Below are 17,771 nucleotides of genomic sequence, written 5' to 3' on the forward strand. Positions count from 1 at the left end.
ATCAAAAAGAGGGACCCACGCAGTAAGAGCGCTGCGCGTTGTTGTTCTCGAAGCGCTCGGCCACTTGCTGGTCGGGGTCGGCGGTGATGGTGAAGTTGCACTGCGCGCTGGATCCAGCGGAGTAGCAGCCGGGTGGAATGGGCACCCGCTTGACCAGATTCGCCTGGGGCGCAAGGGGTGCCACCGCCACGTTCACCACCCGGACCTGGTGGGTCTGGGGGTTGGTGAACTGCACGCGCACCTGGCTGGCCGGCGTTGCCACGGCGCCCCGGTTGAACACCTCGAAATACACACGACGGGCCGGGCCGCCCTGGCCGTCGTGGCCGCCGCAGAACTCCACGTAGGGATAACCGCGTGGCGAGCCGGCTTCTTCGGGCGAACCGTAGTGCCGGTAGATGAAGAGGTCGGGCTTCTCGTTCGAAGCCAGTGCAGCCGGGCCTGCGGGAAAGGTGGGAAGGTGTGCTGTGCCCTGGGCACGCGCGCCCAGGCTTGTGGTGGCAGCGGCGATGCAGAGCACCAGCAACAGATGGCGGGCATGCAGGCTGGGGGTGGCGATGGTGTTCATGGCGAGCTCCTGTTCGTGAAATGGGGTCGATGGGACGTCGGGTTGGTGCCTGACGCCCACTGAGTCGGGGGTTGGATGCAGCAGGTTCAATCTTTTTCTTTGAACCAGATGGGCGCTTGCAGCGACTCAATCGGCACCTCAACGCCGCAAGGAGCCCTTCATGAACCCCCCACTCATCACGTCCGCCCTGGTGCTCTCTGCCGTGCTGCTGCAGGGCTGTGCGTACCGCAGCCATGCGGAAAACGTCTACGCCGACACCGATACCCAGCGCGCGCACAGCATCACCATGGCCACGGTCACTGCTGTGCGCGTGGTCACCATCGAGCGATCTCCCACGGGTGTCGGTGGCGCTGCAGGTGCCAACGTGGGCCTGGCGCTGGGCGGCTTCGCCGGCAAGGGCAATGGTCAGTTCGTCGGCTCGGTGCTGGCCAGCGTGGCGGGCGACCTGGCGGGCCAGGCCATCGAGAGCCGCGTGGCTCGCCTGCCGGGCCTGGAAATCAGCATGCGGCTGGACGACGGCCAGCAGATCTCGCTCGTGCAGTCGGCCGACGAGCCCTTCAAGAAGGGCGACCGCGTGCGCGTGCTGAGCGCCGAAGGCAAGAGCCGCGTGTCGCGGTGAATCTCTTTGAACCGATCCCGCACTCGCGCCGACTCAGTCAGGCCAAAAGGCACAACCCACAGGAGATCACCATGAAAACCCATTCCCGCAAAGTCCTTTCGAGCCTCTTGCTGCTGGCCCTGCTGGCCCTGCTGGGCGCAGGCAGCGCCAGCCTGCACGCCCAGGGCAGCGCCCCCCGGCCGCTCGCCCATTGCAAGTGGGGCGACTTCGGTTGCAACAACCCACCGCCGCTGGGCCAGACCGGTGCCGTACACGCGCTTCCCAAGCCCTTGCTGGCCGCGCCCGGTGGCAGCGCGCGCCAGGCCTGCGACCCGGTGCTGTCGTCGCCCGGTGAGTGCTGGACGAACTGCAAGACGGAAGACGACATCACGATCTGCGACATCGTCAAGGCACCTGCCAGGCCGGGTCGCTGAACCCATCCACCGAGCATTCCAGGAGATTTCCATGAAACACTTCAAACCCGTTCCCGGCCTGGTGGCCGCTGGCGTGCTCGGCCTCTGCGCTCACGCCGCCCAGGCCGGCATCTCGTCGCCCAACTACGAGAGCTTCGAATCCATCCAGGTCACCAGCGGCCAGACGCCCACGGTGAATGCCGCCTCGGCCATTCGCGTGCGCTCCAACGGCAGCGAATACACGCAGGCCGAAGGCAGTCACGTCACCTACCTTGTCGGTGGGTCCGTGAAGGTCAGCGCCAACAAGTGGCGTGTGTTCAACGTGCAACTGGGCATTGGCGCCCTCGCTGTCATGAACGACGGAACGCGCCTCGATGCCCAGGGCAACGGCCACCTCGGGAACTTCGGCAGCTTCCACAGCGTGGGCGTGAACCAGTACCCGAAGAAGCAATACTCGATCAAGGACCATCCGGTCCAGGTGCCGCTCGGCGCTTCAGGCCTCGGCCACTTCGCGGTGCAGCGCTGCAATGCCCACAAGCTGGGACTGCAGCAGCAAGGGGTCAGCGCCATCGCGATCTTCAACCAGTCGCGCACCATCACGATCCCGGTGGCGTTTCACTTCGCCGCGCAGGTGCACGACAAGGACAAGGAAGAAGAGCACAGCAACGAGGGTGCGCTGGGTCATGGCGCGGGGTCCATTCCCCTGGACGAACGCTACTGGCGCCAGGCCACGATCTGGCAGAACGTGAACGTGGTGTGCGAGAAGTCGCCCGATCTGCCGGTGGCCGCTCCCAAGGATCCCACGCCCATTCCCGCTGGCCCGAGCCACATCGCCATCGCCCGTGGTGTGACCCAGTCGTTCCTGACCTTGCTGGAGAAGAACAAGCCCACCGGGGCCTGCGGCGTCAAGCTCTCTGGCGTGATCGAGACCAACCTGCCGAACACCACCGTCACCTACGCCTACCGCAACCACAAAGGGGTGGAGACACCCTCGCGCACGCGCAAGACCGATCACTCCAGCACGGTCATGTTCGTGGACGAGGTGGACTTCTCCCCGAGTGGGGGCAGTGGCTCCGCGCTGACCACCCCCGTGGCCACGCCCACGCCGGGCAACCCAGCCAGCACGCTGGCCCCCAATGCGTCGGCCCAGCAGTACAGCGGCTGGTACCAGATGGTCGGCAAGAACTTCAGCTTCAAGTCGAACATGGCCGAGTACAACTTCGATTGCCAGGGCAAGCAACCCGGGGGTTTCAAGGCACCCGGTGCGGCACCGGTGGGCGCGGTGCGTTTGCCCGCTGCCGCGCTTCGCACAGTCCCGGCGGCCCGGCCGCCCGTGCGGGCGACGCGACCCGCACCCGTCGCCCGGGCTCAGATGGCGCGTTGAACCAGCCAGCCCTTGAACAGGTAGGGCTGGCGCGGCCCCACCGTTTCCGGCACCCCGCCCTTGATCTCCACACTGACGGCCAGTTGGGTGGCGGTCTTCAGGGCGGATTCGGTCGTTGGCAACTGCGCTGTCCTGATCTTGCTCTGGATCACCCCGAGCGAGCGTGGCGGGTGCCCGGTGGACAGCGCCCAGAGCTGCATGGTGTCTTCGCGCCCCTCCACCATGTTGTTGAGCCGTTGCAGCTCCAGCAGGCCGCTTCGCGGGTCCAGCGTCACCAGCAAGGCCGGGAGTTGCTGATCGTCGAGCAGCACGGCGATATACCGAACCTGCGGTGTGGTGGCCACCTGGCTCTGAAGGTGTTCCAGTTGCGCCTTCATCTGCTCGTACAGGCTCATCGTGGCCGCGCCGCCCAGCAGCAGGGCCAGCGTCAGCACCCCGCTGACGGCGAGCCAGAACTTCGAGGTGCGTGGACGCGGTTCGGGTGTGTTCATGCGGTGGGGTAGGTGCCGGGCAGCAGGATGCGTTTGTCCACGTTCTCGATGTTGGTGTGGCCGCAGAAGGCCATGGTGAGGTCGAGTTCGCGGTGGATGATTTCCAGGCACTTGGCCACGCCGGCTTCGCCCATCGCCCCCAGGCCATAGAGGAAGGGCCGACCGATGTAGACGCCACGCGCGCCCAGCGCACGGGCCTTGAGCACGTCCTGTCCGCTGCGGATGCCGCCGTCCATGTGGATCTCGATCTGGCCGCCCACCGCGTCCACGATCGCGGGCAGCGCCTCGATGCTGCTTTGCGCGCCGTCGAGCTGGCGCCCGCCGTGGTTGCTCACGATCAGGGCGTCGGCGCCCGAGGCCACGGCCAGCTTCGCGTCCTCCACGTCCAGGATGCCTTTGAGGATGAGCTTGCCGCCCCAGCGCTGCTTGATCCATTCCACGTCGCCCCAGTTGAGCGCGGGATCGAACTGCCTGGCCGTCCATTCGCCCAGGCTGCTCATGTCGGCCACGCCGCTCACGTGGCCCACGATGTTGCCGAACTGGCGCCGCTTGGTGCCCAGCATGCCCAGTGCCCAGCGCGGCTTGCTGGCGATGTTGATCATGTTCGCCAGTGTCAGCTTCGGGGGGGCCGAGAGCCCATTCTTCAGGTCCTTGTGGCGCTGGCCGATGATCTGCAGGTCCAGCGTGAGCACCAGGGCTGAGCAGCGCGCGGCCTTGGCGCGGTCGATCAGGCGTTCGATGAACGCGCGGTCCTTCATCACATAGAGCTGGAACCAGAAGCCGTCGCCGGCGTTGTGCGCCACGTCCTCGATCGAGCAGATGCTCATGGTCGACAGGGTGAACGGAATGCCCATGGCCTTCGCGGCGCGCGCGGCCAGGATCTCGCCGTCGGCGTGCTGCATGCCGGTGAGGCCCGTGGGGGCGATCGCCACGGGCATGGCCACCGGCTGGTCCACCATGGTGCTGCGCGTGCTGCGGTTCTCCATGTTCACGGCCACCCGCTGGCGCAGCTTGATCTTCTGGAAGTCGTCTGCGTTGGCGCGGTAGGTGCCCTCGGTCCACGAGCCCGAATCGGCGTAGTCGTAGAACATGCGCGGGACCCGCTTCTGGGCGAGCACGCGAAGGTCTTCGACGGTGGTGATGACAGTCATTCGGGAGTCTCCGGAAATAAGTGTTGTCGGGGTCGCTGGCACGCATGTTAGCGGCCCGCTCCTCAAAAGGCGCGTGAAAGCGGGACGGTGGCGCTTGAAAAAAATGACACGGGAACGCGCTGGACCGCCAGACAGGAGGTGGAACCTGGTGGCCAGGCGCAGAATCCCAGGGTCATGAAGTTCCAACGGATGCTCCTGGTGTGCCTGCTGGCGCTGCCCTGCCTGGCCCATTCGGGTGAGGTGTACCGCTGGGTGGACGACTTCGGCCGCTGGGTCTATGGCACCGAGGTGCCGGAACGCCACCGACACCGCGCCGAGCCCGCCAGCGCGCCGCTGCCGCGGGGCACCAACGCCTGCGAGGCGCGCTGGCACCGCTACCTGGCCAGCGCCGCCTGCTTCGACCAGTACCGGGTGGTCGGCGGTGGGCTCAAGCCCGAGGCCTACCAGCGCTGCACCGAGGTGCCGCAGCCCGAACCCTGCACCTGATGCGGCGACGAACGCCCGCTCACTGCGCCGTGATGCCCTGCTCCCGGATCACCTTGCCCCACTCGGCGGACTCGCGCACGATGTCGGCGGCCAGCGGCGCGGCCGGCATGTAGGCAGGGACCGCGCCCTGCTGGGCCGCGACCTGGGCGATGTCCGGCGCCTCCATGACCGTGCGCAGGGTGTCGCTGAGCCGGTCGACGATGGCCGCGGGCGTACCGGCTGGGGCCAGCACGTACAGCCGTGGTACGGCGGAGAAACCGGGCAGTGCGTCGGACAGCGGCGCAATGTCCTCGCCACCGGCCAGCTTCACCGGGTTCATCACGGCCAGCGCGCGCAGCTTGCCCGCGCGCGCCTGCGCGATGGCCGAGGTGGCGCTGACCACGCCGATCGGCACCTGGCCGCTCATCACGTCGGGCACGATCTGGGCCGCGCCGCGGTAGGGGATGTGGACGACGAAGCTGCGCGTCTTGCCCTTGAGCATCTCAAAGCCGAGGTGGTGCACCGTACCCACGCCCGAGGTGGCGTAGGAATAGCGGCCCGGGTTGTCCTTGAGGAGCTTGACGAACTCGGCCGGCGTCTTCGCGGGCACGTCGTTGTTCACCACGATCACCAGCGGCAGCGTGAACACGCTGGCCACCGGCGTGAAGGCCTTGACCGGATCGAAACTCATGCGCGGCTGCAGGTGCTGCGCGATCAGCAGCGAACTGTCGCCCAGCATCAGCGTGTAGCCATCGGGCGCGGCGCGCGCCACCGTGTCACCCGCGATCAGGCCCGCTGCGCCGGTGCGGTTCTCCACCACCACCTGCTGCCCCAGCGCGGCGGCCATGCGCGGCGCGATCAGCCGCGCCATGGCGTCGACGCCACCGCCGGCCGAGTAACCGACCACGAGGCGCACGGCCTTGGACGGATAGGCCTGGGCCCAGGCACCGCTGGTGGCGGCGGCCAGGGCCAGGGCCAGCGCGCCGCGCCGGCTGATCGATGAAACATGGTGGGAAAGGGGCATGGAGGTCTCCTGTGGTGTTTTTTGGGGTCGCGAATCTCAGGCCTTGCCGGCGCCCCGGGAGCCTGGGCGCCGGGCGAGTTCGGCGAGTCGCTCGGGGTTCGGCTTGAAACCCAGGCCGGGTGTTTCGGGCAGGCGCAGCACACCGTGTTCGGGCTTGGGCAGGTCGTCGAACACCAGTTCGCAGCATTGCACGGCCACCGAGTGGTATTCCACCAGCGAGCCATTGGCCAGGCCCGCGTGCAGGTGCATGTTGTGGTGCGGCCAGGCGCCGCCGTTGGCCAGCCGCGTGTTGAAGGCCGCAGCCATGCCGGCGATGCGGGTGCATTGCGTGAAGCCGCCGGTGATGCAGGCATTGGGCTGTACCACGTCCACCGCCTGGGCCACCAGCAGGTCGCGAAAGCGCGAGGCCAGGCCTTCGTTCTGGCCGGCGGCCAGCGGGATCGAGGTCTTGGCGCGCAGCTTCACGAGGTTGGGGATGTCGTTTTGCGACACCGGTTCCTCGAAGAAGCTGATGTCATACGGCTCCACTTTCTTCGCCAGGGTGAGCGCGTGGAAGTAGTCCAGGCTGCAGTTGGCGTCGATGTAGATCTGCACCTCTGGCCCGACCGCTTCGCGCACCGCGCGGATGCGCTGCAAGTCCTCCGCGATCACCTGGTCGAGCGGGCGCGGCTCGTCGCGGCGCTGCAGGGCGTGGTGTCCCACGGTCATCTTCAGGCGCGAGAAGCCGCGATCGACCCAGTCGCGCGCGGCCGCGGCCAGTTCGTCGCGATCGAAGAACGCAAAGCCGAAGGTGGCGTACACCGGCACCTCGGCCCGCGCGCCGCCCAGCAGGCGCCAGCACGGCTCGCCCAGGGCCTGCCCCTTGATGTCCCACAGCGCGAGGTCGATGGCGGCGATGGCGTGGCTGGCGTAGCCCGACTGGCCGCGCGGCGTGAGCAGCCAGTACAGGCGCTCCCAGATCTGCTCGTGGCGCATCGGGTCCATGCCGACCAGGTGGTGTGCGGCGATGTCGTTGACGATGCTGCCGATCACTTCCTCTTCGGTGATGGCCGTCATGCCGGTGCCGACCAGGCCGGTGTCGGTCTCGATGCTGACGATGCACACCGACAGGCTGGTGGTCTTGCTGCCGCTGCCCAGGGGCACGGTCACGGGCAGGTTCAGCGGCGTGGCGCTGACGCGGACGATCTTCATGGGGTCTCCTGCGCCAGCGGTGCGCCGGCACTTGTGTTCTTGGGTCTGGGTCAGTGTAGGAACGGTGGCCGTGGCGCCGCAATGGCGTGCGGCAAAGGCGGCTTTCGCGTTTCGCGAAAGCCGCTTCAGCGGGTGAGGGCGCGGATCAGCGTGAGCGCGGCGGGCGCCGAAGGCGCGTCGACCCGCGTAGCGATGTGGTGTGTGCGTTGCGCCCACGGGTCGGACAGCGGCACGGCCGACAACGGTAGGTGCGCCAGTTGGGGCGCGATGGCCTGCAGCGGCAGCACGCCCACGCCCAGCCCGGCGGCCACCATGCGGCAGACGGCGTCGAAGCCGCGCATGCGCATGCGCACGTGGAGGGGTCGGCCCGCGTCGGCCGCCGAGGTCACCAGCCGGTTGGAGAGCGCGGTGCCGTCGTGCAGCGTGATGAATGGCTCGTCCAGCGCGTCGACCAGGCGCAGCCGGCGCCGGCTGGCGAGCCGGTGCGAGCGTGGCGTGAGCAGCACCAGCGTGTCGCTGAAAAACGGCGTGAACGCGAGGCCAGCCGGCGGAACGGGCAGGTCCACCACGCCGAAGTCGGCCCGCCCCTCGATCAGGGCGAGCGGGATTTCCGGGCTGCCGCGTTCCTCCAGATCGATGCGGATCAGCGGATGCGCCTTCGCGAAATGCGCCAGCCGTTGCGGCAGCACCTCCAGCAGCGCCGAGGTGTTGGCCAGCACGCGCACGTGGCCCTGCAGGCCCTCGCTGTAGCCGCGCAGGTGCTGGGCCAGGCGGTCGGCATCGGTGAGCAGGGCACGGCTGCGCTGCACCAGCATCTGACCGGCCGGTGTGAGCTGCACGCCGCGCGACGAGCGTTCGAAGACGCGAAAGCCGAGCGATTCCTCCAGCGCGGTGATGCGCGCGCTGGCCGCCGCCACGGCCAGTTGCAGCCGCTCGCTGGCCGCGCTGATGGAGCCCAGGTCGGCGGCAGCGACCACGACGCGCAGGGTGCTCAGGTCGATGGGTTCGTGCATCTCAGCGCGCTCCCACGGCCATGGCGCCCGGCTTCACCCCCGCGCCGCGCACCTCGAAGCGCACCTCGTCCAGCACGCGGCCGCGCGCGTCGGTGAGCTGCATCACATGCCGGCCCGGCCAGGGCAGCCATTGCACCTGCGTGCCCCGGGCCAGCGGCTTGCCGTCCAGGCGCCAGTGGCCACCCGCACCGCTGGCGGCGAAGGTCAGGCGCTGGCGGTCGGGCGGGATGTCCGGGTCCAGCGCGACGATGGTGCCCGGCGCGGGCGTGCGGATGCGCGGTGCGGCAGCGCTGCGCTGCTCCGGTGTGTGCATGGCGAAGCTGGCCTGTTCGGTGCCGGCGATGAACCATTCGCGGCGCGCCGCTTCCAGGGGCCGGCCGTCGCCGGGGTCGCCGAAGCTGGCCTGCGCCTGCACCAGGCCGGCGGGCGCGCGCGGCGCGCGGCTGAGCGTGTGGGCGTGCAGGTGCTGCATGACGGCCGCCCAGACGGGCGCTGCGCCGCTGGTGCCGCTGACGTCCCACATGGGTGCACCGTCGGCGTTGCCGACCCACACGCCGACCGAATAGCGCTCGGACCAGCCGACTGCCCAGTTGTCGCGCATGTCCTTGCTGGTGCCGGTCTTCACGGCGGCCCAGAAGCGCGTGGCCAGGATGCTGTCGGTGCCGAAGGTGCGGGCCCGCGCGTTGGGGTCGCTCAGGATGTCGCCGACGATGAAGGCGGCGCGCGGGTCGATCGCGGGCCTGGCCTGCGGGGGGGAGCCCACCGGTCCGTAGCGTCCGCCGTTGGCCAGCGTGCGGAAGGCATTGGTCAGCGAAAGCAGCGACACTTCGGCACTGCCCAGGGCGAGGCTGTAGCCGTGGTAGTCGCCAGACTCCCGCAGCGGCAGGCCGACGGCCTTGAGCTGCCTGTGGAAGGCATCGGGCGACACCATGACCAGCGTGCGCACGGCCGGCACGTTGAGCGAAGACGCCAGTGCCGTGCGCGCGGAGACCCAGCCCTTGAACAAGCGGTCGTAGTTCTGCGGGATGTACAGGCCGCTGGCGGTCGGGATGTTGGTGGGCGAGTCCTGCAGCAGGGAGGCCGCCGTGATGCGGCGCTCGGCCATCGCCTGAGCGTAGAGAAACGGCTTGAGTGCCGAGCCCGGTTGCCGCTGCGCCAGGACGCCATCCACCTCGGACGCCGCACTCAGGTTGCCCGACGATCCCAACCAGGCCAGAACCTCGCCGGTGGCGTTGTCCAGCACGACGAGGGCGCCATCGTGCACGTTGCGGCCCCGCAGCTCGCGCAGGTGGCGTTGCAGGGTCTGCAAGACAAAACGCTGCAGGGGCGCGGACAGGGTCGACGCCACCGTGGATGCCGGACCCGCACCACCCGCCTGACTGGCCTGGGTCAGCAGGCGCCGCGCATGGTGCGGCGCGATGCCTTCGCTGGCATCGAAACTGCGTTGCGGCAGGGTGGCCGTGGCAAACATGGCCAGTCCGGCGCAATCGACCTGCGTGCCCGGCTGCATGAGTCTGAGCACGCCGCATGCCCGCTGGCTCACCTGCCGCGCCTTCGCGTTCGGCGCGCGCACCAGCGCCGCGGCCACGGCGGCTTCGCGCTCGTCGAGACCATGCGCGGCCTTGCCGAACAGCGTGCGGGAGAGCGCGTCGATGCCGACGACCTCGCCCTTGAAAGGCACGAGGTTCAGGTAGGCCTCCAGGATCTGGTCCTTGCGCCAGTGCCGTTCCAGTCGCTGGGCCGCCACGGCCTGCCCGAGTTTTTGCGGCACGGTCCTGCCGCCTGCCGCCCGTTGCAGGGTGTTGCCATCGTCCAGCAGGGCGGCCAGTTGCATGGTGATGGTCGAGGCGCCGCGCGTGCGCTGGTTCCACAGGTTGGCCCAGGCGGCCGCCGACACCGCGCGCCAGTCGACGCCGCTGTGTTCGTGGAAGCGTTTGTCTTCGCTCAACACCATGGCCGTGCGCAACGCGGGGGACATGTCCTGCAGGTCCACCCACTGCCCGCGCCGCACGGTGGCATCCGTGCGGATGCGCTGCAGGAATTCGCCGTGGCGATCGACGATGGTGGTGTCGGACGGTTGCCAGTTCCTGCGGACCTCGTCGAAAGTGGGCAAGGCGTGCGCGAGCGCCGCCGCACCCAGCAGGGTGATGGCGATGCCGGCTCGAACCGCCTTCATCACGGCATCTCCACCTTCACCCGTGCGTTGGGTGTTTCACCGAACATCTCGGGCGCGTACATCGCCTCCACGCGGCTGGGCGGCAGCGAGAACTCGCCGACGTTGTTGAGGCGCACGGTGTACTCCATCTTGATCACGCCTTTGGGCACGTACTCGTAGTAGCTGCGGTACGCCTCGAAACTGCGCTCCTCGAAAGCCGGCCAGGCGTAGCCGGTCGGGCTCCTCTGGCCCGAGGTCGCGATCTGCGAATCGCGCCCGAGCCCACCGCCGAGGATGGTGGCGCCGCCGGGAATCGGGTCGGTGACCACGACCCAGGTCATGTCGGCCGAGGCGTTCACCTCCAGCGCCACGCGCAACACATCGCCTCGCGTGTACTTGCCCACCGTCGCCTGCTCCACCGGGGTGATGGTCTTCTTGATCGCGTAGCCCGCGCTGGAGGGTGCCTTGAGCTGAATGGCCGCGATCGACTGCAGCGTGAGCCAGGGTTTGCCGGCGCCCTGGTGCGTCACCGTCAGCGTGTCCTTGCCGCCGTTGGTGGTCCATGGCAGGAAGCCGGTGTTGTTGCGCAGGTTGCCGGGGCTGGCGGGCGCGCCGAACCACGGCACGCCACGGGTGCCATCCTGTTGCTTCTGGTTGGGTGCGCCGGCGGCGTCGGAAGTCTTCACGCGGTCGACCTTGCTCCAGTCGATGGCCGCGCTGCCCGTGCCCATGGCCGCGCGCGTCACGCCCGCCACCGGCACGGCCTCGAACTTCGCCGAGAACTTCTCCAGCGCCAGGCCGCCCCACAGGTTGGCCGTGGTCGTGTGCCAGGCGCCGCCCTGCTGCCGGCCGATGAAGCCGTTGGCCAGGCGACCCATGTCGTCCTTCCAGGCCGGGTCGTCCATCACCGCGAGCATGAGCCGCGCGGTGTTGACGTCGCCGTTGGTCATGAGCCACCACCAGTAGTCGTCCTGCTCGGTGCTGAACGCGAGCTTCGTCCCCTGGAAGCTCAGGCGCGAACGCAGCACCTGCATGGCCTCGGCCATGCGCTGCTCGCGTTGCGGCACATCGGCCACACGCTTCAGGATGTACACCCAGTCGATCACCGCGCTGGTGGGCCACTGGTTGGGGGCGATGGTGACGCTGCCCACCATGCGGCCCCGCGCCTTGCCGTAGCGCGAGAGGGCCTCGATGGCCGCGAGCTTGCGCACGTCCAGGTCCTTGCGCGGGCTCCAGAACTCGCGGCTGATGCGGCCTTCGACAAAAGCGATCAGGCCGCGCTCCATGGGTGCGCGCACATCGTCCGGCAAACCGAAGGCGGGTTCGAGGGTCGAGGCTTCGTGGGTGGCCGCCAGCAGGTAGGCCGTGAGCGTGTCGCTGCCCCGGTTGGCATCGCCTTCGCGCGGCGGGAAGTAGCTGGCCAGGCCATCGGCGTCCAGGTAGTTGGGCAACTGGGTCACCACGCCTTGCCACAGCTTCGCATCGCGCAGGCCCACGGCCTTGCTGGTCTTCTGCTCGAGGCAGACGAAGGGGTAGTTGGCGAACCAGTCGCGCACGCCGGGCAGGCCCTCGGCCAGCCTGGGCTGCAGCGCGAGCTTGAGGCCACCGCGCCCGGGCAGGGCGTTGGCCGGCGGGTTCACGTCCAGATTGAACGCGCCATCCACCTGCACCAGCGTGGCCTGTTGCACCGTGAGCGGCACGGCGGGCACGATGCGCTGTCGGGCCTTGAGCGCGTCTTTTGCACCGCCCAGCGTGTCCTTGGCCTCGATCTCCCACAGGATCGCCTCGGCGCGTGTCTGCGCGAGCTGTGCAGGCGCGGTCACCGTCCAGGCCACTTCGCGTGCCTCACCCGCAGGGATGTCCACCGTCTGGGTGTTCAGTTCCAGCAGCGTCGCTCGCGGCGCGATCTCCACCTTCATGGCCTTCAGCGTGGTGTTGCGCAGGGTGATCTGCGCGCGGAACTGGTCGTCCTCGCGCACCAGCGGTGGCAGGCCGCTGATGATCTGCAGGTCCTGTGTGGCCCGAATGCTGGTCTGCCCGGTGCCGAACTGACCCGTGCCCGAGTCGGCCACGGCGACGATCCGGAACGTGGTGAGCGCATCGTTGAGCGGCACCGTCACCACCGCCTGGCCCTTGTCGTCCAGCGTGACGCGGGGGTTCCACAGCAGCAGCGTATCGAGCAGTTCGCGCGCGCCGCTCTTGCCGCCGCCACCGCCCGCGGGCACCGCCTTGCGGCCGTAGTGCCGCCGGCCGATGATCTCCATCTGCGCGGTCGACGTTTCAACGCCCCAGGCGCGCCGCTGCAGCATGGCATCCAGCAGGTTCCAGCTGGTGTTGGGCATCAGTTCCAGCAAGGCCTGGTCCACCGCGGCCAGCGCCACTTCGGCGTTCGCCGCCGGCTGGCCGTTGGGCAGCTTGGCGGTGATGGTGACCTTCGCCTGCGTGCGCACGGCGTAGCTCTCCTGGTCGGCCTTCACGCTCACGTCGATCTGGTGTGCCTGGGTGCCCACGCGGATCTCGGCCAGGCCGAGGCGGAAGGCGGGCTTGCTAAGGTCCACCAGAGCGGTGGGCGCCACGTACTCGCGGCCCTCGTACCAGAACGAGGTCCACCACTCGCGCGGCGCCTTGTAGCCCCAGGTGAAGAAGGAATACCACGGCACCTCGCGCAGCCGGCCGCGAAGCGCGAGCACGCTCACGTACACATTGGGTCCCCAGCCTTCCTGGATCTTCAGGCGCACGGTGGGATCCTGGCCGTTGAGCTGCACCACCTGCGATTCCACGATGCCTTCGCGCTCCACCGTGAGCAGCGCGGTGGCGAAGCGGAACGGCATGCGAACCTGAAAGCTGGCCGTCTCGCCGGGCTGGTAGGTCTTCTTCTCGGGCAACAGGTCGATGCGGTCGTGGTTCTCGCCGCCGAACCAGAGTTCGCCCTGGCGCGTCACGTACACCGAGCTGGCGGCCTGGATGCTGCGGCCCGACGCGTCCTTCGCCGTCACGACGAGCTCCACCTCGCCCGGCTCGCCGAGTTTCGCTTCGCACAGCAGCAGGCCGCGCGCATCGCTCTTGCCGCTGCACACCGAGCCCAGGTCCCGGGTTTCCGTCTTGTTGTCGTAGGTGTAGAAGCCGCCCACCATGCGCTTGCGGCTGGTGGTGACGATGCGGGCCACCGCCTTCACGTCCAGCGAAATGCCGGCAGCGGGCTTGCCGGCAAGGTCCAGCGCCAGCGCCTGGAACCGGATCTTCTGGCTGGCCGACACCCAGCCTTCGGTCTTGATGCCCGCCACCACCTCGGCCGGCCACAGGGTGGACACGCTGCGCAAGGTCTGCAACTCGCCATTCGGGTCGGCGTAGGTGGCCTCCAGCAGCAGTTCCTGTGGTTGCGCGGCCGTGGGCACCTGGTCGATGGTGACCTTGCCCGCGCCATTGCGGTCCAGCGTGACGGGCAGCTTGTCGGCGATGACGCGCTGGTCCTGCGCCGCGGTGGCTTCTTCCTCGCCACCTTCCCCACCTTCTGTGCCGCTGCCACCGTCGCTGCGCGGTGGCTGGAAGCTGAAGGCCTCGAAGTCGCTGTAGTTCAGGTACTTGCCGCGCACGAGGGCCGACACGCGCACCGGCAGGTTGGCCGCACCGCCGCCCGAGACGTAGTTGATCTGCAGGTCGGTCGGCACAGACTGCATGTTGACCAGCGCCTTCTTCTCCGTCGGTGTGATGCGGCCTTCCAGCACCGGCAGGCGGAATTCCTCGACGCGGAATTCACCGGAGCTGAACTGGCGCTCGCGTTCATCCGCGCTTTTCAGCAGCACCTGGTAGTTGCCCAGTTTGGCGGCAGGTGGCACGGCAAACGTGTTCTCCGCGCTCTGGCCACCGGTGGCCGTTCGGCGCCACACCACCGGCTGCGTGAACTGCTGGCCGCTGCCCATGTGGGTGATCACCAGGGTGTCGGGGCGGGTGGCGGGCACGCCGAAGCCCTGGCCCGTCTCGGTGCGGATCAGGTGCTTCATCGACACCGTTTCGCCGGCCCGCAGCAGCGTGCGGTCGAACACCGTATGGGCGCGTTCGTCGGGGCGGGCGTCGCGGCTGGTGGGCACGTTGAAGCGCCAGGGCTCGATGCCCCGGTACCAGTCGCTCCAGGTGAAGGCCATGTCTTCCGTGGCGCCTTCCTTGAGCCGTGCGCTGACGAAGTAGGCCTGCGAGCTCTCGCCGTCCTCACTGCCACAGTATTTCGCCTCGGGAGGCACGCCCTTGAGATCGGCCACACCCTGGGCGTTGGTGGTGCCTGTGGCCACCTCCTTGCCCGTGCAGTCCGACACGCGCACGAACGCACCGGCCACAGGCTTGCCCTTGTCCAGCGAGGTGACCCAGGCCAGGGCATTCTCGCGTCCCAGCTTGAAATGCACGCCCAGGTTGGTCACCAGCGCCGAGGTGCGGACGTACATCGTGCGCGAGCCGCCATAGCGTTCGTCCAGCAGCGCGCCGCCCAGCGAAGGCGATGCGATCTCGACCACGTGGAATCCGGGGGTGAGTGGAATGCCGACCACCTCGAACGGGCGTGGGTCGTTGTTCGCGGGTCGGGGCAGGTCCAGCACCTTCACGCCAGCCTGGCCCTTCAGCAGCGACACGGCGCGCGACTCGACCCAGCGCTTGTCGCGGTCTTCCAGCACCTTGGGCAGCGGTCCCACGGCATCGGCCTGTGCCTGCTTGCGCGAGACGTTGAACTGGTTGTAGCGCTGCAGCTTGCGGAACCAGACAATGATGTCCGCGTCGGTCCGGGGTTGCAGGTCGCTCACCTGACCCGGTGCGAGGCCCTGCACCTGCAGCGCGGCCTCCACGTTGCGCAGCGTCACCGGCAGCAGGGGCGTGCCACCGGGTTCGGCGAAGCGCTCGACGATGCCGAAGGGCGATGCGGCGAATTTGGCCAGTGGCGGCATGGGGGCTGTGCGCACCGGCAGTGGAAAGTTGTCGCCGTTGACCGGCGCGCGTCCCGCGGCGTCTTTGAAATCCTGCGGCAACTCGATGGTGAAGGCGGCCTGCTCGGCGAAGGGCGGCTTGAACCGCACTTCGGTGACCACGCTGTCGCCGTCGGCATTGGCCTCGTCGAACACTGGCCTGTGCGTCTGCTGCGGCGACTTCAGGCGGATGCCTTCGGCCACCCGGCGCGGCACCGGCGCGTTGAAATCGAGCGTCATCGGACGGATCGGCAGGCAGGCGGCTTGCGCGTTCTCGCGCTCGCAGCTGAAGCTCACGGCAAAGGGCTCGCGCACCTGGAAGTTGAATCGCCTCTCAACCGTGTTCGCCACGCCCGATGGCGTGGCCACGCCTTTGCCGAACACGACGGAGACCCGCGAGTCCGCCGTGAAGCGGCGGTTGCACGACAGCGCCACGTAGCGCAGCGGGTCCTGGGCGGCGAGCTTGTCCAGGTGTTGCGATTTCAGCAGCGCGGCGCGTTCGTCGCCTTCGATGAGCCGGACCGGCACCCGTTCACCCAGGCCTTCAACGGCGCACCACACGTTGGCCCGCACGCTGTCCAGGCTCGCCGCGCCGTTCAGCCGCAGGACGAAATATTGCTCCTCGTCGATGCGCATCGACGTGCCCGGACGCATGCTCTGCACGAACGGGCCACCGGTGTTGAACCGGTAGCGGGTGGTGGGCAGTTCGGCACCCTGTGGGGACTTGAAGCCGCTCTTGGCCTGCACCGTGCAATTCACGCCCGGCGGCAGGTCGTTCTCGAATTCGAAGGCCCATTCGCGGTCGCTGATCCAGCGGCCGTTGCCCTGGGTGGCCTGCGCGTCGCTGCAACTCAATGCCACCGGTGCGGGCGCATTCGCATCGCCGAAACGGATGGCGCTCTCATTGAACTTCAGGACGACCTGCCGCACACGGGCAACTTCGCCCTGAGGCGACAGGCTGACGATCTGGAGTGCAGACGCCGGCTGGGCGAAAGCGAGCAGGGCGGCTGCCATCCAGCGGGACGGGATGTTCTTCACGGGTTCCTCCTTGGCCGAAGCCAAGGGTAGCCGAAAGAACCGGGTCAGTCTGCCGCGGCGGGTGCCTGCATCTGTCGAACTGCGCGAAGCATGTCGGGCGAATGCAGCGCCTCGTTCAGGCGGTTCAACGCGGGGTGCGCCAGGCAGGCGCGCAGGTGGTGCATGTCCACCGCTTCGTCTTCTGCGGGCAGGTAGTTCTCGAGCGAGGAGAGCTGACCCAGGGCCAACCGTTCGCCCAGGCGGGCGCACAGGTAAGCCAGCGCCAGCCGTGGCACGCGCTCGGGGGCGATGTCCTGCGGCGCGGTGGCCAGCAGGCGGCTGCCCTCGTGCACGTCGGTCACCAGGCCGGTGGGCAAGGACCACCGGTGGGTCAGTAGCAGGTGGCCAATCTCGGTGCTGTTCAGGCCCAGCAGATCCTGCTCCAGCCGGGCGCGGCCCAGGCGGTCGCGCTGCAGCCAGGCAGACAACCCCGTCGGGGGAATCACCGAGGCTGTGGCCAGCAGGCCGACGAAACTCAGCACGACCTGGGTGGCGAGTGAACCCTGCACGGGCAGGTGCAACGCCTTGTCCAGGCGCGAAGCGATCTCGCTGGCGATGGCGCTGGCCTTCCACAGCGTCTCGAAGGTCTTCTGCACGCCGGGCAGTTTCGGCTTGAACGATCCGGCCAGCATGTGTTGCAGGCAGGTGCTGTGCACGCTGTGGATGCCGAGGAAGGTGACCGCCTGGCCCAGGTCCGTGACGGGCGTGTGCAGGCCATAGAACGGGCTGTTGATCGAAGCCAGCACCTTGGCCGCGATCAGGGGCTCGCCCATGATCACCTCGCGCAGTTCGGTTGAACTGGCCCGCGCCATGAAGTCGGGCGAGAGGATCCGCTGCAGGGCCTGGGGTGGATGCGGGATGTCGCGGATGGCCGCCATCAGCCGGTCGCGCTTGTCGGGCTCCATCTGGTCTTCGGTGCACCAGTGAAACCGGATGAGTGCCTCGGGGACGGGCGCCTCGTCGCGCGCCACCGGGGCCATTGCGGTGGGCACGGGCATCTGCACCACGGCCTTGTGCGCTGGACGAACGGCTTGCGGGGTCGACCGGCGGAATCCCCACCAGGCGAGCGCAAGCAGCGGTACGGCCGTCACGGAGAGCAGCAGGTTGGACATGGAAGACCTCCTGAGAGGGGGCGTCAGGCCTCACCTGCCTGTGGCAGATGAGGGGCTTCCCCACTTATCGACGGGTTTTACCGCCGACTTGAACTAGGGCCTGTTCACACTATTTTTCCAAGATGCGTTGCGGATCAAAAAGGCCATGCGCAAGGCGCGAAACGCAGCCGGGGTTTCCCCCGGCAA

13 protein-coding genes are annotated in these 17,771 nt (G+C 68.5%); 4 read left to right on the top strand and 9 right to left on the bottom strand.

The genetic code is table 11. The features are described from left to right. Window position 1: 1 nt before the first annotated feature. Window positions 2–565 (bottom strand): CARDB domain-containing protein, encoded by a 564-nt coding sequence (locus ACTIF6_RS02060; RefSeq protein WP_439586334.1) that lies wholly within the window; start codon window positions 563–565, stop codon window positions 2–4. A gap of 160 nt (window positions 566–725) precedes the next feature. Between ACTIF6_RS02060 and ACTIF6_RS02065 the strand changes: the two genes are divergently transcribed. From ACTIF6_RS02065 to ACTIF6_RS02075, 3 genes are all read left to right on the top strand, one after another. After that, window positions 726–1,184 (top strand): hypothetical protein, encoded by a 459-nt coding sequence (locus tag ACTIF6_RS02065; protein ID WP_439586335.1) that lies wholly within the window; start codon window positions 726–728, stop codon window positions 1,182–1,184. Window positions 1,185–1,255: 71 nt separating this feature from the next. Beyond that, window positions 1,256–1,597, top strand: a complete 342-nt coding sequence (locus tag ACTIF6_RS02070; RefSeq protein ID WP_439586336.1) for a hypothetical protein — start codon at window positions 1,256–1,258, stop codon at window positions 1,595–1,597. A gap of 31 nt (window positions 1,598–1,628) precedes the next feature. Continuing rightward, on the top strand, window positions 1,629–2,960 hold the full coding sequence (locus ACTIF6_RS02075) for a hypothetical protein (RefSeq protein ID WP_439586337.1): 1,332 nt from the start codon (window positions 1,629–1,631) through the stop codon (window positions 2,958–2,960). Here ACTIF6_RS02075 and ACTIF6_RS02080 read toward each other — a convergent pair. Then, entirely contained in the window at window positions 2,945–3,451 is a 507-nt protein-coding gene (locus tag ACTIF6_RS02080; protein WP_439586338.1) for an anti-sigma factor domain-containing protein, read from the bottom strand. The genes ACTIF6_RS02075 and ACTIF6_RS02080 overlap by 16 nt on opposite strands. Beyond that, the gene (locus ACTIF6_RS02085) at window positions 3,448–4,602 is read right to left on the bottom strand and encodes an alpha-hydroxy acid oxidase (protein ID WP_439586339.1); all 1,155 of its coding nucleotides are present in this window, start codon (window positions 4,600–4,602) and stop codon (window positions 3,448–3,450) included. Before ACTIF6_RS02085 ends, ACTIF6_RS02080 begins: the two co-directional genes overlap by 4 nt. Window positions 4,603–4,776: 174 nt before the next feature. Between ACTIF6_RS02085 and ACTIF6_RS02090 the strand changes: the two genes are divergently transcribed. Then, window positions 4,777–5,088 carry a DUF4124 domain-containing protein gene (locus ACTIF6_RS02090; RefSeq protein WP_439586340.1) on the top strand — a complete coding sequence of 104 codons (312 nt, stop codon included), beginning with the start codon at window positions 4,777–4,779 and terminating at the stop codon, window positions 5,086–5,088. Between the two features lie 19 nt (window positions 5,089–5,107). Here ACTIF6_RS02090 and ACTIF6_RS02095 read toward each other — a convergent pair whose 3' ends face one another. The 6 genes from ACTIF6_RS02095 to ACTIF6_RS02120 all read right to left on the bottom strand — a co-directional run bounded on the left by ACTIF6_RS02095 (window position 5,108) and on the right by ACTIF6_RS02120 (window position 17,585). Next, window positions 5,108–6,091 (bottom strand): Bug family tripartite tricarboxylate transporter substrate binding protein, encoded by a 984-nt coding sequence (locus ACTIF6_RS02095; RefSeq protein ID WP_439586341.1) that lies wholly within the window; start codon window positions 6,089–6,091, stop codon window positions 5,108–5,110. A gap of 36 nt (window positions 6,092–6,127) precedes the next feature. Then, window positions 6,128–7,282 carry a mandelate racemase/muconate lactonizing enzyme family protein gene (locus ACTIF6_RS02100; protein ID WP_439586342.1) on the bottom strand — a complete coding sequence of 385 codons (1,155 nt, stop codon included), beginning with the start codon at window positions 7,280–7,282 and terminating at the stop codon, window positions 6,128–6,130. Between the two features lie 125 nt (window positions 7,283–7,407). Continuing rightward, window positions 7,408–8,295 carry a LysR substrate-binding domain-containing protein gene (locus ACTIF6_RS02105; protein WP_439586343.1) on the bottom strand — a complete coding sequence of 296 codons (888 nt, stop codon included), beginning with the start codon at window positions 8,293–8,295 and terminating at the stop codon, window positions 7,408–7,410. 1 nt (window position 8,296) lies between these two features. Continuing rightward, window positions 8,297–10,471 carry a penicillin-binding protein 1C gene (gene pbpC, locus ACTIF6_RS02110; RefSeq protein ID WP_439586344.1) on the bottom strand — a complete coding sequence of 725 codons (2,175 nt, stop codon included), beginning with the start codon at window positions 10,469–10,471 and terminating at the stop codon, window positions 8,297–8,299. Next, a complete protein-coding gene (locus tag ACTIF6_RS02115) occupies window positions 10,471–16,410 on the bottom strand; it encodes an alpha-2-macroglobulin family protein (RefSeq protein WP_439586528.1) in 5,940 nt (1,979 codons plus the stop codon). The genes pbpC and ACTIF6_RS02115 overlap by 1 nt, the downstream gene beginning before the upstream one ends. Before the next feature lie 68 nt (window positions 16,411–16,478). Then, window positions 16,479–17,585, bottom strand: coding sequence for an HDOD domain-containing protein (locus tag ACTIF6_RS02120; protein WP_439586345.1), 1,107 nt, complete (start codon window positions 17,583–17,585; stop codon window positions 16,479–16,481). Window positions 17,586–17,771 lie beyond the last annotated feature (186 nt).

The sequence above is a fragment of the Hydrogenophaga sp. genome, assembly GCF_051860785.1.
Lineage (GTDB): Bacteria > Pseudomonadota > Gammaproteobacteria > Burkholderiales > Burkholderiaceae_C > Hydrogenophaga.